Annotated in this window: 9 protein-coding genes; 2 read left to right on the top strand and 7 right to left on the bottom strand. The window is 33.5% G+C overall.

The annotated features are described in order from the left end of the window. Window positions 1-2,154 carry a TonB-dependent receptor plug domain-containing protein gene (locus SCB73_RS03420; protein ID WP_320568754.1) on the bottom strand — a complete coding sequence of 718 codons (2,154 nt, stop codon included), beginning with the start codon at window positions 2,152-2,154 and terminating at the stop codon, window positions 1-3. Window positions 2,155-2,258: 104 nt separating this feature from the next. Here SCB73_RS03420 and SCB73_RS03425 point away from each other — a divergent pair, with 104 nt between their 5' ends. Beyond that, window positions 2,259-3,161 carry a DUF6607 family protein gene (locus tag SCB73_RS03425; protein ID WP_320568755.1) on the top strand — a complete coding sequence of 301 codons (903 nt, stop codon included), beginning with the start codon at window positions 2,259-2,261 and terminating at the stop codon, window positions 3,159-3,161. A 68-nt stretch (window positions 3,162-3,229) separates the two neighbouring features. Here the strand turns inward: SCB73_RS03425 and SCB73_RS03430 are convergent, their stop codons facing one another. The 6 genes from SCB73_RS03430 to argS all read right to left on the bottom strand — a co-directional run bounded on the left by SCB73_RS03430 (window position 3,230) and on the right by argS (window position 16,685). After that, window positions 3,230-3,937, bottom strand: a complete 708-nt coding sequence (locus tag SCB73_RS03430; protein ID WP_320568756.1) for a hypothetical protein — start codon at window positions 3,935-3,937, stop codon at window positions 3,230-3,232. 714 nt (window positions 3,938-4,651) lie between these two features. Continuing rightward, entirely contained in the window at window positions 4,652-6,211 is a 1,560-nt protein-coding gene (locus tag SCB73_RS03435; protein WP_320568757.1) for a RagB/SusD family nutrient uptake outer membrane protein, read from the bottom strand. 10 nt (window positions 6,212-6,221) lie between these two features. After that, window positions 6,222-9,332 carry a SusC/RagA family TonB-linked outer membrane protein gene (locus SCB73_RS03440; RefSeq protein WP_320568758.1) on the bottom strand — a complete coding sequence of 1,037 codons (3,111 nt, stop codon included), beginning with the start codon at window positions 9,330-9,332 and terminating at the stop codon, window positions 6,222-6,224. Between the two features lie 348 nt (window positions 9,333-9,680). Further along, on the bottom strand, window positions 9,681-11,183 hold the full coding sequence (locus SCB73_RS03445; RefSeq protein ID WP_320568759.1) for a SusD/RagB family nutrient-binding outer membrane lipoprotein: 1,503 nt from the start codon (window positions 11,181-11,183) through the stop codon (window positions 9,681-9,683). Window positions 11,184-11,192: 9 nt separating this feature from the next. Then, window positions 11,193-14,396, bottom strand: coding sequence for a SusC/RagA family TonB-linked outer membrane protein (locus tag SCB73_RS03450; RefSeq protein WP_320568760.1), 3,204 nt, complete (start codon window positions 14,394-14,396; stop codon window positions 11,193-11,195). A gap of 510 nt (window positions 14,397-14,906) precedes the next feature. Continuing rightward, window positions 14,907-16,685 (bottom strand): arginine--tRNA ligase, encoded by a 1,779-nt coding sequence (argS, locus tag SCB73_RS03455; protein ID WP_320568761.1) that lies wholly within the window; start codon window positions 16,683-16,685, stop codon window positions 14,907-14,909. A gap of 320 nt (window positions 16,686-17,005) precedes the next feature. Between argS and SCB73_RS03460 the strand changes: the two genes are divergently transcribed. Continuing rightward, window positions 17,006-19,423 carry a TonB-dependent receptor gene (locus SCB73_RS03460; RefSeq protein WP_320568762.1) on the top strand — a complete coding sequence of 806 codons (2,418 nt, stop codon included), beginning with the start codon at window positions 17,006-17,008 and terminating at the stop codon, window positions 19,421-19,423. The last annotated feature ends 25 nt before the right edge of the window (window positions 19,424-19,448 follow it).

The following is a 19,448-nucleotide window of genomic DNA, read 5'->3' on the forward strand; positions in this document are numbered from 1 at the left end:
TTAATTAAAATTTAGGTTATACGTAAGTTTAAGAAAATAAGAGCGTCCGTATCCAAGCATCATCGCTGAGACTCCTCCTCCATGTGCGCCGCCAGTTGATCCGCCTCCGCCTTGTGTAATTTGTACATTTGTGACATTAAACAGGTTACGAGCTCCAACGGTTACTTCGAATTGATTATTGAAGAAGTTTTTTTGAACCGAAGCATCCATCCAGCTGTATGGCTTTATTTCGTTTAAATAAAATTCAGCGTTACCGCTGGTATTAGTTCCCGCTGCAAATTGCTGTTGCTTTCCGTTATATTTGTAATAAAGCGCGAAAAGTGTATTCCATTTCGGAATATTGTATGAAACACTAGAATTTAACTGTAACGAATACAAGTATTTATCATCCGAAGTAATATTCAATTCAGCTAAATCCAATTTTTGAGAAATTCCAACTAAAGCCGCTCCAACTTTTAAATTCCAGTTTTTGTAAGCGAATTGTTCTGTAGTTGAAATATTCCACATTTTATATTTGTTGATATTGATGTATTTGTATTTCGACGGAGTAATTTGAGTCAGCACCATATCGATTCTGTCATCAACATCTAAAAAAGTTATCGCTACATTATTAGCAACCTGTGCACCTGATTTAAAATTGCAAAGTCTTTTAAAACTCACTTCATACGAAGTACTGTTTTCCGGAACCAAGTTTGGATTTCCTTGAACATTATGATTTGAGTCAACAAAATAGGTATATAACTCATCAAAATTTGGTGTACGGTATGATTTACCTAATGAAGCTCTAGCTTCTAAACCTTTTTTGAAAAGATATCTTAACCCAAAAGAACTGGCATATTGATCCTTAAATGCAGTTTGGATTGAATAGCGAAGCCCTGAACGAATTGAAAATTTATCAGTCAAACTAATTTCGGCAACTGTGAAAATATCATAATTTTCTAATCTCTTTCTAACATCAACAGATTGCAATACGTTATCTAAAAACGTTCCTGCAGCACCGCTATAAAAACCATTTTCATTTGTGATCTCATAACCCAATTGAAAATCAACTTTCTTGTTGTTGAAAAAGTTGCTTAAAGTTCCTGTTGAATAAAGAACCTCTTTAGACTGATACGTAAATCTGTTATTGTTTGATTCTTCCCCAGTTTCTAATTGGTAATCAAACAATTCAGCATCACGCTCTTGCTTTTGATGCGATAAAGAAACATTAAAATTTAACTGAGAAAAAAGTTTTCCGTTTGCATTCAAATGATGGTAAAAACGATTTGTCAAATAGCGTTTATCTCTTGCAAAATAAGTTTCTGGAAAAGGATAATTATCTTGAGGGACTAAAATTGGACTATAGTAATCCACATTTTCTCCATAATAATCAAACTTGTAAAAAATCTTGAAATTAGTTTTTTGATATCCTAACATGGCATTTCCAACCCATTGTTCTTTTGGCAACCAGCTGTAGCCTCTTAAACCATCATTAACGCTATAGTCCTTTCCTTGTTTATCATCATAAAAGCCTTTGAAATTATTATGATTTCCGCCAACATTTATAAACCAGTTATCATTAAAATTATGCCCAATTTTTGCAGATTGAATATGTCGGCCTTTATCAGTAAGCGAATATTCATTTCCTACTGTTTCTTCCTGAACTGTTGCGCTGATATCCCATTTATGAGGTCCGCCTTTTTTTGTTATAATATTCAAGATTCCGCTGACAGCATTTGCTCCGTGAGTTACTCCCATTGAACCTTCAATAATCTCGATGCGTTCTACATCATCAAGATTCACCTGCGTCAAATCGACATTAGTTCCCATTCCTGTATCACTTACGAGTGGTATGTTATCTACTAAAATTTTGAAATATTGCGAATCTAACCCAAACATAGAAACTGTCGAACGCCCGTCGCTTCCACTATTCTGAATCGTAATATTCAAGTACTGATTTAAAACATCTGAAAGATTATTTGCTGCTAATTGCTTGATGTCTTCTTTAGAAATTACACGCACATTAAAAACAGATTTCTTAATCGATTGAGGCTCTAATTGTCCCGTTACAACAACTTCAGAAAGTTTTTCCTGAGAGACAATGCTATCTTTTTGCTGCGCAAAAGAATATGTATAAAATAGAAGTCCAGCAAAAAGAGTAATTTTAATTTTCATTATTTTTATTCAGTCTTAATAATAACGCAAATATAGAAACTATTTTTATTTGTTCTAAATAAATTCTATATATTTGCAAAAATTTAAAAACAAAATAATAAGTTATGATTACAAAAAGCCTCTATTTAACGGCCGTAATGGCTTTGACTTGTGGTCTTGGTTTCGCTCAGGACAAAAAACAACAAGACATTAAATCAATAAAATCAATGTGTGGTTGTTATGAAGTAAAATTCAATTTCACAGAAACATTTTCATATCCTAAAGATTCTCTTACTTATAAACCATCTGAAACTAAACACGAATCGGCTTTAGAATGGGTTGAATTGTTAGAAGACACTCCAAACAAAATTGTAATGCAGCATTTATTGATTGTGAGCGATGATATGATTATCAAACACTGGAGACAAGACTGGCTTTATGAAAACACAGACTTATATTCTTTTGACAAAGGCACTTCTTGGAAGTATAAAAAATTAGATAAAAAAGCCGTTAAAGGACAATGGACTCAAAAAGTATATCAAGTAGATGATAGTCCACGTTACGAAGGATCATCAACTTGGGTACACGTTGACGGACAAGATTATTGGGCAAACGTTGCCGATGCACCGCTTCCTAGAAGAGAGCAAACAAAACGCAATGATTATAATGTTTTAAAAAGAAGAAATATTCATGAAATCACCTCAACTGGATGGAATCATGAACAAGATAACGACAAATTAGTTCGTGATGATGCTGGAAAAGATGTTCTTTTAGCGCAAGAAAAAGGATTTGATGTTTACACTAAAGTTCCAGATTCGAAATGTACCGCAGCTCAAAAATGGTGGGCGACAAACAAAATTCTGTGGAAAAACGTTCGCGATAAATGGCAAACTCTTTTTGACAGACACATCGATTTAAACTTAGAGGCTAAAGTTGACCGCAAAGCTTTGTATTCGCTTTTATTTGATTTAAAACCAGATGCAACAAAATCTGAATCTGATGCAATTATTGACAAGTTTGTTAAGTAATTAGAATTAGTTGTTATAAAAAAGCCGGAAGTTTTGAGACTTCCGGCTTTTTTTATTTTCCCCTTCAATTACTGAGCACACTCAGAATAAGTAACAGCATGTTTTGATAAATCCGTCCATTTTGGATCTGCTGAAAATGCAGTGATTAATTTGTCACATCCGCTCCACAATGTTGCAAACTCTTTTTTGTATTCTTTTTTCTTTAATAAAAATGCAGGCGCATCTTTTTTAGCAACATAGTAAGATTTAGCATCTCCTCCTACAAATTTAACACCACCAACTCCTAAAGAAGTAGTTTCTTTTGCATGTGGATCACAGTATATTTTAAATTCTTTACTGAATGCAGGGTTTAAAAGTTGCATTAAAAGTTTTGAAGTTTTTTTCTTAACTTGCACCTCCGCTGTTTCAAAATAAGCATAACCTTCCTTGATGTACTCTTGGTTTAGTTTATCATCGTTCCATTTTTGAAAATCTGTACCAAAATCAATTTTTTTAGTTAAATTGTCAAGTCCACTAGGTGGCAAATACATAAATTTAATATCTTCTGGCTTTAATTTGTGCTTTTTTCCAGCTGCGTCTTGCAATTTAATAAACTCAATTAATCCTTTGTCTCTGTCAATATCACGAATAGTACCACTAATTTCTGTTCCGTCTGCTAGCGTAATGTAAGCTGTTTTACTGTGTGAAAATCCATAAGATGGGTTAATTAAATCTTGAGCTTTAATTGCTGTACATGCTAAAAAAAGCATCATTAAAAGTAAAGTTTTTTTGATCATTTGTTTCTGGGTTTAAAATTTTGCCTACTCTCGCGATTTTCGGCTTCCTCGTATTTATTTTTACACTAGCATCGATTGTTTTTTCCTTTGATTTATTGATACTTTCCACTAAAAAATAACCAACTATTTCTTACTGTAAACATAGGTATAAAAATTACACTTACAAATCTTGTTAATACTTTTTTACACGAAAATTCACCTATAGATTCTTAAAGTTCTCAATGAATTAAGCTTAACAATTATGAGACATTCTATCAAATACATTAATAAACAAAGCGAGCTCCCAAAAAAGAGAGCTCGCTATTTAAATCTTTACTGTATGCTATAAAAATTTACAATTCATTTTGTATAATAAGGGGATTTGCATCAATTTCTGCTTGAAGAATTTGAAAAGTAAATTTATTATCTCCCGTCGGAAAATGTTCGCCATAAACGGCAAACTCTTTTTGACAGACATATCGACTTAAACTTAGAACCTAAAGTTGACCGAAAAGCTTTGTATTCACTTTTATTTGATTTAAACCCAGATGCATCAAAAGTATAGTCTGATGCAATAAGTGACATGTTTATTAAGAAATAAAATTACTTCAAGTAATGTAAAGAAGGGCCGAAAGTCACAATAGACTTCTGGCCCTTTTTTAAAGTCACAATAACAAAAAGGCCGTCTCTATAATGAGACGGCTTCTTTTTCATAAACAATCAAGCTTTCAGATTTTACTTTGCCCAACCAGCGTTTTGATCTATTCCTGGATTAGTATTTATTTCCATTTGTGGTATTGGCCACAAAAATCGATAATCAGAACCTGGAATAGCAGCGACTTCTTTTTTAACAACAAAATCATTCCCTAATATGAAAGCTTCTTTTGCTGGGGGAGCGCCACTAGCGTATTTTGCAGGAATTCCGTCTGTAGCAACAGCTGCTATAGGATCACCTTGCAATCTGTGAATATCAGTCCATCTACGTCCTTCTTGTAAAAACTCAATTCTTCTTTCTTTTAGAATTGCTGCAACCATGTCAGCGTCAGTAGTAAAAGAAGTTGCTGTATAAGATTGCGCAGCTTTATTTGCCAAAGCTCTATCTCTTACAGAATTCAATAAAGTTAAAGCACCAGGCAAGTTAGACAAACGAGCCTCGGCTTCAGCCATATTCAATACCACTTCAGCATATCTAATAACCGGAGCAGGATCATCCTGTTTAGTAACTTCTGGATATTTATTAGTGTATTTAATTCCTAAAGCTGTATAAATGAATTTACCCTCTTCTCTTCTCTTGTCATCAGCTAACCATTGTGGATCTCTCCAAAGAATTGGACTAATACAAACCAAAGCCCTGTTTTTTAAGACACTTGGCAATGATGCATTTACACCAGGATTGATTGTTGAAGAATGTGTGATAGAAAAAATGGACTCCGTATTACTAAGCGAAGTTGTTCCAAAAGGACCATAAGGATCAGCGGTTAAGGTATAAATTCCTTTTAATTTATTTCCTTCGGCAATTACATTTTCCCAATCTCTTTTTTGAAGATAAAGTCTAGTTTTAAAAGCAATTGCGGCCCACTTAGAAGCTTTATTTAAAGTTTTCGTTGCAGGAAGTGTTGCTTCTGCAGCATTTAAATCTGTTAAGATTTTTTCATAACAATCAGCGACCGTATTTCTTGGTTTTGCAATTTCGGATGCAATTTCTTCATTTGTGTTAACGCCAACTTCTCTGTAAGGAATTCCAGGATGCGTAGCGCCAGCTGTAAAATTATAGGGTCTTGCAAAATATGTAAGCAACTCTAAATGAGTAATTGCTCTTAAAAATTTAGCCTGCCCAATATAATTGTCTCCAGTAGCTTTTGTAATTACACCTTTAGCAACTGCTCCAGTCACACCTTCTATCATAAGATTACATCTGTTGATTAGTCTATAACCGTCAACCCAGTAGTAAACATTATTAGCTGTCGTAGGATCATAAGTTGCCTTATAGGTCAACTCATAAAAAGTAGCCATATTTACTATGTCTTCTCCTCTAGCTTCACCTTGTTCTACAAAAGCAGCTCCCCAAACGTAGCCTCTACCACTATTTGGACTAGTTGGTGCAGCATTGTATTGTCCAATTGCTGCCGCGTTATATACACCGTTCATGTACGATTCAATTAAGGTAGGTGTTGTAAAAGCGTCAGGGTCAAGTATATTATTTATCGGCTTTAAATCCAATATTTTTTCTTCTGTACAGGAGTTCATTCCCATTGCTGCTACAAAAAGTAGCATTATTTTTATTATATTTTTCATGTGTCTTTGATTATAAACTTACATTTAATCCAACTGATATCACTTTAGAACGAGGTGTACCATTAATATCTACTCCAGATGTTTCCATTTCAGGATTTAGACCTTTGTACTTAGTAATCAACCAAACATTTTGTCCCTGAACAAAAAATCTAAAGTTATCTACTCCTATTTTGTCCAATAACATTTTAGGCAGTGTGTAACCTAAACTGATATTGTCAAGCGAGATAAAATCGCCTTTTTCAACAAAACGTGTACTAGCACTTCCTGAAAGGTTAGTAAATGTATTTGAACTAGCCCACAGTCTTGGCGTCCATCCATCACCAGGATTATCGACGCTTTGCCATCTTCCTAAAATTTCTGTTGTATTGTTATTTAAATTCTGGTTCATTAACTCTCTTCTGGTAGAGTTGAAAATTTTATTTCCTCCGCTAAATCTAAACATGAAACCTAAATCAAGATTTTTATATTTCATGTTAGAAGACAATGATCCATAGTATTTTGGCAAAGTATTTCCTAAAATTGTTTTATTGGCACTACCTAAAGAAGATATTGTTTCTTTGGTTAAAGCTGCTCCAGGATTAGCTGGATCAAATACATAATAGATTGAATTACTAATATTACCCTGCACTAAACTTCCATCAGCTTTATAATAAACTGGGTTACCATTTGCTTTGTTAACACCCCAATATCTAAAACCGTATAAAGAGTTAATTGATTCGCCCTCAGCGATAATAATATTAGGATTAATATTTGTATCTGTTGAAGAACCTCCTATAATAGGCTGTCCACCATACAAACCTGTAACTACATTTTTAGTAAGTGTTAAATTTGAAGAAAGATCCCATGAAAAATTAGCATTATTAATTGCCTTAAAATTAACCGCAAATTCATATCCTTCATTGTACATTTTTCCAACATTCTGATTTATAGTATTATTAGGAATACCTAAAGATGGCGCAACTGGAGCTGCTAAAACTATTCCATCAATATTATTTTTATAATAATCAAATGCTAGAGTCAAACGATTATTTAAGAAACCGAAATCAACACCTAAATCAATTTTATCACTAGTTTCCCATTGCAACAAGCTATTACCAAATTGATAGTATCCAATACCTGTTGACGCCCCGTAAGGAGAACCAATAGTAAGTCCTTTTGAAGGATAAGAGGTACCATTTAAAATCTCAACATTACCAACTTCAGAATAAGAAGCTCTTAATTTAAAATCAGAAATTACATTATTGATTCCTTGCATGAAATTTTCTTTGGAAACTGTCCAACCAGCTGAAACTCCTGGAAAGTTATGGTATCTAACATCTGATTCAAATTGAGAAATTCCGTCGCGTCTAAGAGATCCTTGAATGAAATACTTCTCTTTGTAATTATATGTAAAACGGCCTAAGTAAGATATAATTCCTTTTTCCGTAACACTTCCTCCGGTATCTTTTGTATTAAATGTATTGCTCACTAAGTTTTTATCAAAAAAGTCACTTAAAATATCTTGTGCTGAACCCCATAATACTTTAGTTCTCGATTTTTGATATTCTGCAACAGCTGTAATACCAATGTTATGATCTTCGGCAAAAGTATGTTTGTAGTTCAAAATATTTTGCCAGTTCCACATTAACTTATTTGTATTGTCCTGATATACATACCCATTATATCCACGTCCGTCACCATGAACCGGATTCCAGTATTGAAAACCATCTGTTGAAGCATTATCACCACTCACTTGTAATTTATAACTCAAATCAGAAGTGATTTTTGCATTTGCAAACGCACTAGCAATAATTCTCGTTGTCGTTGATTGATACTTATTATGATCGAGAATATAAATGATATTGGTAATGTTATCCCCAACAGGAGCCAAGTTATCCCATTGTCCCACAACTGCTCCATTAATATTATAACCCGTAGGACTAGCTGAATTATAAATTGGTGTATTTGGCAATTGTCTGATTGTATTAAAGAAGTTACCTGAAAGGCCATTTGCATTACTATTTACTCCATTATACTCCGTTCTGTTTACATTTAAATTTGTACCCACACTTAGCCATTTGTTGATTTCCTGATCAATATTAGCACGAACTGAATATTTTTTCATGCTATTTGATAGATTAATACCATCTAAATCAGTAACCCCTAATGATAAATAATATTTAGTTTTGTCAGAACCTCCACTAAAATTAAGATTGTGTGTTATTTGAGGAGCATTTCTTAACACTGCACTTTGCCAATCTGTATCAAATGTATTACCAGCAGCCCATGGCGTTTGTCCAGCATTTGTTCTTTTCTCATTAGAAATCGTTAAAAAATCAGCTGTATGTAATACATCATACTTTTTAGCAGCGCTAGCGATACCCAAAACACTTGAATAATTAACTTTCAAAGCTCCTTTCTTACCAGTTTTAGTAGTAATCAAGATAACTCCATTAGCCGCTCTCGACCCGTAGATAGCTGTTGCAGCTCCATCTTTCAACACATCGAATGATTCAATATCTTCCGGATTAATATCAGCTAAACCGTTTGTATTGGAAACACCTCCGATATCTCCTGAAAAAATTGGAATACCATCAACAACAATAAGCGGGTCAGTAACTCCAGATATAGAAGCTACACCTCTAATCCTAATTTTTGGAGCTGCTCCGATAAGTCCTGTATTAGTAACAACCTGAACTCCTGTAGCTCTACCAGCTAAAACGCCCTCAAAAGAAGGAGTAATCAAATTAGAGATATCTTTTCCAGAAATTTTTGAAATTGAACCTGTAACTTCTTTTCTTTTCTGAACACCATAACCAACTACCACAACCTCATTCATTTGTTGTGCTTCAGCATCCAACATTTTCACATTAACAACTGAAGAACTTGCTGTTATTTCTTGAGTCTTCATTCCAAGGTAACTAAATACTAATACCTGATTGGAAGCTGCACTAATAGTATATTTTCCATCAAAATCAGTTTGAGTTCCTGATTTTGTTCCTTTGACCAAAACACTAACACCCGGCAAAGGCATTCCTGTATTGTCTAAGACCGTTCCTGTAATTTTTTTTTGTTGCGCAAAAAGCAATTGCACTCCTGCTAGAAAAAACAACAATACAATTCTTGTAATTTTTTGTTTCATTATTTTGTTTTTTTGAGTTATTTGGGTGCAACTTAAAAATTTAAAACAATTTTAACAAGAATTAACAGCTTTTTTAACATTAAAAAGTAATCTTTTGACTACAATTTTAAAATACAAAATGAGTTTTTTTATGTTAATTAGTAAGAATTTTAGCCTGTATTTTAAAAAGACCAAGCTTAACAAACAAGAATTTACATAAATACATGAATTTTTATGAAAAATGCAAGAAGAAGTTCACTCGATCAGAAATGACAGATATTAAAACAGGAACCGCCCGAAAATTAATTCAGGCGGTCTTAGATTCTCTAATAGAGATTTTCAAAAAACAATTAAAAATATTTTTTTAAATTAATCTTTATCCCAAAACAACTTTGTGTATAATTTATCACCACCAATGGCATTTGCTGCAGCATTATAATTAGTTGCATTCAAAGTCTGTTCTCTAATTGGATACGTCATTCTTGATGGAATTTGCCCGTTTGCTGCTGCATCAGCATTCGGTGGAGGTAAAAGTGCAGGAAAATTTAATCTTCTTGCAAAAGTCCAGCCTTCAAATCCTCTATTATACATGGCATACCATGCCTGCTCACCAATTTTTTGTTGCCAAGTTCCTGTTGCGGTAGCATAAGCTACTGATGGTTGCGATAAATAGTTGTTGGCTTCTATCTCAGAGACACCCCAATCTTCCATAGATGCTTTAATCGCATTGCTATAATGTGACGCTGCACTTCCGGCAATCGCAATCCCTCTTTCAGCTGCTTCAGCAAGTAAAAATTCAACCTCAGCATAATCCAAGTAAGTTCCAGGGAAATTTGGTTCTTGAATTTTATCGCTTATATGTGTAAACTTTCCAAAACTATTTTTGACTCCTATTACCCCTCCTTTATATGGTAACGGATTTCCATTTTCATCCTGCAAATTTTGAGCAAAATATGCTTTAGTTCTAGGATCATTTTTAGCAACTATTGCATCTACAAATGGTTTCGCAGGCACAAAATCGTGTCTTCCCCCAAAAACTAAATCAACATAAAGCGGATTTGTATTCGGCACATTCGATTCATAAGATATTTTTGCATTGTCGGCATTAGATGTAAAGACATTTTTTGAAGCAGAAAGTATTGCTGCATCAGCAATAGCACTTTCTAAACCAGAGGCTTTAAGATTTACTCCTAGCTTCAATTTAACACTATTTGCAAATTTGATCCAAGAAACCATATTATCTCTGTAAACAACGTCAGCACTTCCAAAAGCAGGATATCCAACCTGAATATTTTTAATATTATTATCAAGTCGAACAATCAAATCTTTATAGATATCTACCGCTTTGTCATATTTTGGAAGATAATTCCCAGAACCTTTCAAAGCTTCTGAATAAGGAATATCACCAAATGTATCAACTAAAATCTGATATGTATAAACGGTTAGAATATCAATCAACGCAAGCTGATTTTTCTTGGTAGCAGTCTTTGTTTCAAATTCAGGATCAGAAGCCAAGATCTCTTCTTTTTCTAGGAATGATTTTGCCATTACTAAATCGTATATAGCCCCATCATTAGTTGTTGTACCTGCAAAATAAGCATTCCAGTGATTCCCTGAAATATTTCTCGTGGTCCATTGATAAACTGATTCATCAATATATGTGGTTTCTGTCCATTGCTGATTTACAAGTCTAAATATATTTTTATTAACACTAGTATTTACAACTTGCTCCGCAATACCTTTTTGTGCACTGGTAAAAAGCGAAGATGCTGGAACTTCAGAAGGATTTTTTTCATCCACATTTAAGTCCGTTAAGTCACTACATGAACTTGTAAGTGCCAAAACACTTAAAAAATAAACTATTTTTTTCATGATATTGTATTAAAATTTAAATGTTAAATTGAAGCCTATATCTCCAGTTGTAGGCAATGAACCAATAGAATAACCTCTAGAACTATTTCCAGAAGACAATCCACTCTCAGGATCAGCATAAGGTAAATGTTTGCTTATTATCCATAAATTAGACCCCAACAAACTAAAAGTTGCTGAATTAACGAATGTTCCTTCAAACATTCTTTTAGGGAAATGATACGAAATTGAAACTTCTCTTAATTTTACATAAGAAGCATCGTACACAAATGCCTTCGCAGGCTCTGCTAAATATCCATAATTATTAGAATAAGTTCCTGGATCTTTCGAAATCACTTTATTTGGAGTGCCATCTGGCGCAACTCCCGCTTTTACAACTCCCTTTTCACGAATATCGCCCACAGCAGTTTCTTTGTACAATCCTGTAGCCAAACCATAATACATATCTAAAGAAAAAATATCTCCTCCTTGTTGTGTATCAATTAAAAAACTAAACGAAAGATTTTTATAGGTAAGACGATTTCTTAATCCGCCGATCCAATCTGGAGTAACATTTCCAATTGTATTGTCAGATGTTGTGGTAATCATATATTTACCCGTTGCTTGATCTACCGTTGGTTGCCCATTGGTGTAAACATAATCAGTTCCTTTTATACTTCCATACGCTTCATTAAGAGTTGCATTAGTTGTAACACCTCCTTGAAAACTAGCTAACTGCAAATTTTCAATACCGCCTGGCAATGAAACTACTTTGCTTCTATTATTTGACCAGTTTAATGTTACGTCCCAGCTAAAATCTTTTGTTTTAACAGGAGTTCCTGTGATTTGAACCTCAAGCCCTTTATTTTCGATATTACCTCCGTTTACTATTGCATTTGTATAACCGGAAACAGAAGAAACTGCAGCAGAAACAATTTGATCTACAGAATTTGTTTTATAATAAGTGACATCAAATCCTAAACGCCTGTCAAACATACTTGTTTCCAATCCTACCTCAAAAGATTTGGTTCTTTCTGGTTTTAAATTTGGATTCTTGTTGGTGTTTGGCAAAGTGTACATGGATTGATTATCAAAATTTGAACTTCTAACATAAGTATTGATAAGTCGCAAAGCATCTGCATCATTTCCTACCTCTGCATAATTCATTCTAAATTTCCCTAAATTCAACCACTCTTTTTTCATTAAATTAGAAAACAAAATAGATCCCGAAACAGCAGGATATATGTATGAGTTATCGCCTTTTGGAAGTGTCGAAGATTCATCTCGTCTAATAGAAGCATCTAAAAAATAAGTATCTTTAAATCCTAAAGACGCTTGAGCATAAATTCCGTTTACTTGTTTTGTGAATTTCTCTTCTAATGGAAAAGGCAAAGCGTATCTAGAATTTGACAATGCATATATTCCTGGAGTTACTAATCCTCCGATTGTTGATGAAAGCACACTTTCCTTGTCATCTCTTCTTATATTCGCGCCCAAGATTCCCGTCAAACTAATATCTTCTCCAAATTTTTTATTGAAGTTCAACATGAAATCATAGTTAACTTCTTGAAAATTATTATCATTTCTTTGATAACCAGAATTTTCATCAACGGGAGACAATCCAAATCCAGAAGCGATAGAACCTACCGCTCTTCTTTCTTCTTGAAGTTCTTTATAAGTATCTAATGACACTCGTCCTAAAGCACTTAACCAATCTGTTATTTTGTAATTAAGAGATGCATAACTAAACAAGCGTGTTCTGCTGTCTGAAGAATAATTTTGGTAACGGGTAAAATATGGATTATCCCAATACGCTGGTACTAATCCTTCGGGTGAAGTAGGATCAGCCCAATTCCAAGTAATATTTTTACCGCCTGACGCATTGTAAACATTTTGCAATTCTTTTAAATCAACATTAGTTTGCCACCACTGTCTAAAATTACCAACGATATTATCATTGTATCCGGTTGAGTTTCTACCAATAGTATTTTGCAAAGTCACAGCGGCATACGCATTTGCCGTAAGTTTATCTGTAATATTTTGACTGAATCTAGCACTTAACTGATTTTTTTTCAGTTCACTATTTGGTAAAATACCCGATTGAAGTGTATTCACATAAGACAATGAAAGGCTTGATTTTTCTGTGGCTTTTTCAATAGACAAACTATTTGTAGTTGTTTTCGCAGTTTTGAAAAAAGTAATTGGGCCATTTTTAGTAGCTTGCCAAGGTGTGGCCGTATTATAATTTTTTGAATAAGGAGTAAAAGCATCCCATTGATATACTGGTTGCCCGGTAAATGCATCACCATAAGAAGCATCATTAGAGGTGTCTACAGTAGGAATTTTGCTGTCAGGATCCAAAAACGAACTTCCAATTCCATATCCCGAACCGTATTTATCCTGATACGTAGGAAACGTAGATTTATCAACTGTACCAACTGTAAAATTGCTCGAAAAAGTGAAACCTACATTTTTATCTTCTTTTCTTCCTTTTTTTGTTGTAACCATTACAACTCCATTTGCCGCTCTCGAACCATATAAGGCTGTTGCAGCCGCGCCTTTAAGAATATTAATACTCTCAATGTCTTCTTGATTTATATCAGAGACACTGTTTCCATAATCATAACCACCACGGCCACTTGTTTGAGTAGGAGTATTATTATTTGTGTTGTCTATTGGCACACCATCAATTACCCAAAGCGCTTGATTGTTTCCAGTAAGAGATTTATTTCCACGTATCACAACATTGGTAGATCCTCCAAAATTTGTATTTCTGGAAACTTCAACTCCAGCCGCTTTTCCTGATAAAAGATTAGAGACATTTGCATTTCCTGCACCTCCATCTAAATCTGTCCCCGAGATTTGTTGTGTTGCATACCCTAAGGATTTTTTCTCTCTCTTAATTCCCATTGCTGTAGTTACGACTACACCTTCAAGTTCGACAGAAGCATCAATCATTTTTACATTAATGACCGGAGAACTCGCTGCGATTTCTTGTGTTTTCATTCCGATGTAAGTAAAGACCAAAATTTGATTTGGCGCAGCTTTAATTACATACTTTCCGTCAAAATCAGTCTGCGTTCCTAATTTTGTCCCTTTGACTAAAATGCTTACTCCCGGCAAAGGGATTCCTGCATTATCTGTAATTGTTCCTCTAATATTCTTTTCCTGAGCAAATGACAATTGCATCATAAGAATAAAAAACAGTACAATCACTCTTGTAAATTTTTGTCTCATCTGTTAAATTTTTATTTGAATTGGCATGCAACTTAAAAATTTTAAACAATTTTAACAAGAATTTTAAGTTAATTAACACAGTAAATTGTAGGTATAATATTATAATTATATAAAATAGTGTGTCTTAAGATTTGTTTTTAATGGCTACATTTTTTTTAGAAAAACAAAAAAATGTAAGAATAAAAAAGCCTTTTAAAACAAGAAAAAAAGTTAGAAAATATTTTTTTATCAAAGAAAAAAGCAAATATTACGAACGATTTTCCAAAAAAAAAACCGCCTAAATCATGCCTAGACGGTTTAATTCTCTTAATACTTTATACTAAAAGCGTACTAATTCAAAATAGATAAAAATGACTAAGAGAGTTTTTTGTTGCCGATTTTAATATTTTAACTGAGACAAATTTATATCGGAATTAAACTACAAAAAACCTTTATAAGTCAAAAAAACAATAAAAAAAGCCAATAGTTTTGAACTATTGGCTTTTCTGATTTTATGTAATATGTATAAAACTACATTCGCTCCGGAACTTCAATTCCTAATAATTGGAAAGCAGATTTAATAACTTCGGCAACTTTTTGTGAAAGCTGTACTCTAAAAATCTTTTTAGTGAAATCAACTTCTCCTAAAATATGTACTGACTGGTAAAATGAATTGTATTCTTTCACCAAATCATAAGTATAATTCGCAATTAATGCTGGGCTATGATTTTGAGCCGCATTCTGAATCACTTCTGGAAAAAGCTCGATTTGTTTTACCAATTCTTTTTCTTTTTCGTGAAGTTCTTCAATTTCAATCTTATTAGAAAAATCAAAATCGGCTTTACGGATTATAGATTGGATTCTCGCATACGTATATTGAATAAATGGCCCTGTATTTCCAGCAAAATCAACAGATTCTTCTGGATTGAATAAAATACGTTTTTTAGGATCAACTTTTAAAATGTAATATTTCAAAGCACCAAGACCAATCGTTTTGTATAATTTGGCTTTTTCATCGGCAGAATAACTATCTAATTTTCCTAAATCTTCCGAGATTTGTTTTGCAGTATCAGTCATATCCTGCATCAAATCATCGGCATCTACAACAGTTCCTTCACGGCTTTTCATTTTTCCAGATGGCAAATCAACCATTCCGTACGATAAATGATATAGGCTAGAAGCCCAGTCAAAACCTAATTTTTTTAGGATCAAGAATAAAACTTTGAAGTGATAATCTTGCTCGTTTCCTACAGTGTAAACCATTCCTCCAACATCTGGCATATCTTTTACACGCTGAATGGCAGTTCCAATATCCTGCGTCATGTAAACTGCAGTTCCGTCAGAACGCAAAACAATTTTACGATCAAGTCCTTCATCTGTCAAATCAATCCAAACTGAACCGTCGGGATCTTTTTCAAAAACACCTTTATCTAAACCTACCTGAACAACATCTTTTCCTAATAAATAGGTATTGCTTTCGTAGTAATATTTATCAAAATTAACTCCAAGATTTGTATAAGTTGTTGCGAAACCTTCATAAACCCATTCGTTCATTTTTTTCCAAAGTGCAATCACTTTTTCATCTCCAGCTTCCCACTTTTTAAGCATATCTTGCGCCTCAATAATAATAGGAGCTTGTTTTTTTGCTTCTTCTTCGGTTTTTCCTGTTTCTATTAATTGATTGATTTCAGTTTTGTAGGCTTTATCAAACTCCACATAATATTTACCAACTAATTTATCACCTTTTAAACCTGAAGTTTCAGGAGTTTCTCCGTTTCCGAATTTTTCCCATGCCAACATCGATTTGCAAATATGGATTCCACGATCGTTGATGATTTGAGTTTTGTACACTTTTTTACCTGAAGCTTTTAAAATTTCAGCAACTGAATATCCCAACAAATTGTTACGAACGTGTCCTAAGTGCAAAGGTTTGTTTGTGTTTGGAGAAGAATATTCTACCATAACCGCTTTTTCGGCTGGATTTGGCGCTACATATCCAAACTGTTTTTGGTCTTTAATTCCGTTAAAGAAATTCACATAATAACTATCTGAAATTACAATATTCAAAAAACCCGACACTACATTAAAGCGCGCTACTTCAGAAACATTTTCAACAAGGTAGTTTCCTATTTTATTTCCTAATTCGGCCGGATTGCTTTTGATGACTTTCAGCAATGGAAAAATCACCATTGTAATATCGCCTTCAAACTCTTTTCTAGTAGTTTGAAATTCGATTTTATCAACTGAAACATCAAATAATGCCTGTATTGCTTTTTGTATAGAAGGTGTAAGAATTTGTGATAATGACATGAAACTTATTTTAAAGTGAGCAAAGATACAGCTTATTCATCAATTACAGAAAATGAAAAACATATAAAATCGAACAAAACGTTTAGAATTTCTTAAAAATCAAATGTTCTAGAATGTTAAAATTATCAAAAAATCAAAACGCTAATCTCCTACAAAACAATAGATCACTATTTAAATCAAAAAATATTTCACTTTTTTTTGTAACATATCTAACATAAAAGAGTCTTAATAGTGACTTTGAAATCATTTAAAGCAAAAAAAAATTAACAAAAACAAAAAAACAATCATCATCAATCAAATCAAATAATCAATTATTTATTATGAAATTAAAAATTTTTCTGTTCGCATTATTCAGTTTAGTCGCAACAGCTCAGGCCCAGAATTCCGGGACGGTCACCGGAAAAATTATCGAGAAATCGAATAGCGCTCCTATTTCGTATGCAACGGTTTCTATCAAAGACAACGGAAAAGTAGTTTCTGGCGTTAATACAGATGATAATGGAGATTTTACGATCAAAAATTTAGCTTTAAAAAGCTATACTATCGAAATTCAATATATTGGTTTCAAAAAATATGTTGGTTCCTTAATTTTAAGCGAAAACAGAAAAACAGCAACTGTAAATGTTTCTCTTGAAGAAGAAGCAACGCAATTGAAAGGTGTAAATATTGTTGCTGAACGCTCGACTATTGAACAAAAAATTGACCGTAAAGTAATCACTGTTGGTAAAGATTTGACAACAGCTGGAGCATCTGCTTCTGATATTATGAGCAATATTCCTTCTGTTAATGTTGACCAAGACGGAAAACTTTCGCTTCGCGGCAATGATAATGTACGTGTGTTAATCGACGGACGTCCATCGAACATTGATCCAGCTCAATTATTGAAACAAATTCCATCAACTTCTATCAAAAAAATTGAGTTGATTACAAATCCAAGTGCTAAATACAATCCAGAAGGAATGTCTGGAATCATCAACATTGTATTGCATAAAAGTGCCAACACTGGTTTCAACGGAAGCTACAGTGGAGGTATAACTTTTGGAGAAACTGCAAAATACAATCAGTCGCTAGATTTGAACTACAAAACTGGAAAAGTAAACTTTTTTGGAAACGGAGGTCAAAACTTTGGTACGTATTACAATAAAGGAAGAATCCAAAGATTAGATCAAGATGTAGAGCAAAATTTGAAAATTTCTAACGAAAACGACAATTACCTGTACAAATTAGGAATGGATTATTTGATCGATGACAAAAACACTTTGTCATTCTACACGAATCAAAACAAATCTACTGGAAACGGAAATGTAATTACAGATATTGATTACAATAACGCTGATCCAAACATTTTTAATATTTACCAAGATTCACATTACAAAGGACCAACAAAAACGGGAACTTATAATTTAGCATACAAACATATTTTCAAAAAAGAAGGACATACTTTAGATTTTGAAGGGAACTATAGCGATACTAAAGCAGATCAAAATGCAAGTTTTAATACAACAACAACAAGACCTAATAACACTTCAAATAGTGTAATTTATAGCGACCAAATTGGCGATCAAAGAAAATTGAGCACAATAAACGTTGATTATGTAAATCCGTTGAACGACAAAACTACGCTTGAAGCTGGTGCCGAAGCTAGACTTACAAGAACAAACAACGATTACAACACTGGTAATCCACTAGTTCCTGTTGATGAAAGAGTTTCAAACTATACTTATGACACTGATATTTATTCAGCTTATGTGACTTTTGGCCAAAAATTCAAAAAGTTCAGTTACCAATTAGGGACTCGTTTTGAAAGCTATAAAGTTCAAGCTAATTTAAATCACGGTCAGGACAAATTCAATGATGATTATATTACCTTGTATCCATCAGCTTATTTGACGTATAATTTGAATGAGAAAAATGTTCTTCAATTTAGCTACAGCCGTCGTGTTGACCGTCCGAGTATTGAGCAGACAAAACCTATTCGTGAGTTCTCGACTCCGTTAGTAACTTCATACGGAAATCCTGAATTAAGACCTCAGTTTACAAATTCTGTTGAAGTAAATTATACTAAAACTCTTGATAAAGGAAGCGTGACAGCTGGTGTTTTTGTAAGAAGCATCAACGATCAAATTAGCCGAACTTTAAGTCCAGATCCAAATGATCCATCTGGATACAAACAAATTTTGAGTTATACAAACTACGACCACAACAGCGCTTATGGTTTTGATGTTTCGTTGAATTACAAGCTTACAAAATGGTGGGATATCCAACCATCTATTGATTTCTCAAGCATCAAACAGCAAGGTGTTGTATTTGAATTTGATCCTACAACAAACACAAGTGCACCTCTTGAGCGTAGTGTAACAACTACAGCATTCAACGCGCGTATGAACTCTAACTTTAAACCGACAAAACGTTTAAGCTTTTTGTTATTTGGTTTTTACAGAGGACCAGTTGAAGATGTGCAGCAAAACAGACACGAAATGTATAAAATGGACATTGGTTCACGTTATACATTATTAGACAACAAAATGAATATCAGCGTACGTTTTAATGATGTTTTCAAAACAATGAAATATGCTTTTGATGGAATTTATCCTTATCCACAAACAGGTCAGTTTTCTTGGGAAAGCAGAACAGTTTATTTAGGTTTGACTTACAACTTTGGAGGTGGAAAAATCAAAAACTTACAACGTAAACAAAGAGAAGATAACACTAATAAAGGTGGTGGCGGAATGTTTTAATCCCACTTTGATTAGTAGATTTTAA

Source organism: Flavobacterium sp. KACC 22761 (assembly GCF_034058155.1).
GTDB lineage: Bacteria > Bacteroidota > Bacteroidia > Flavobacteriales > Flavobacteriaceae > Flavobacterium.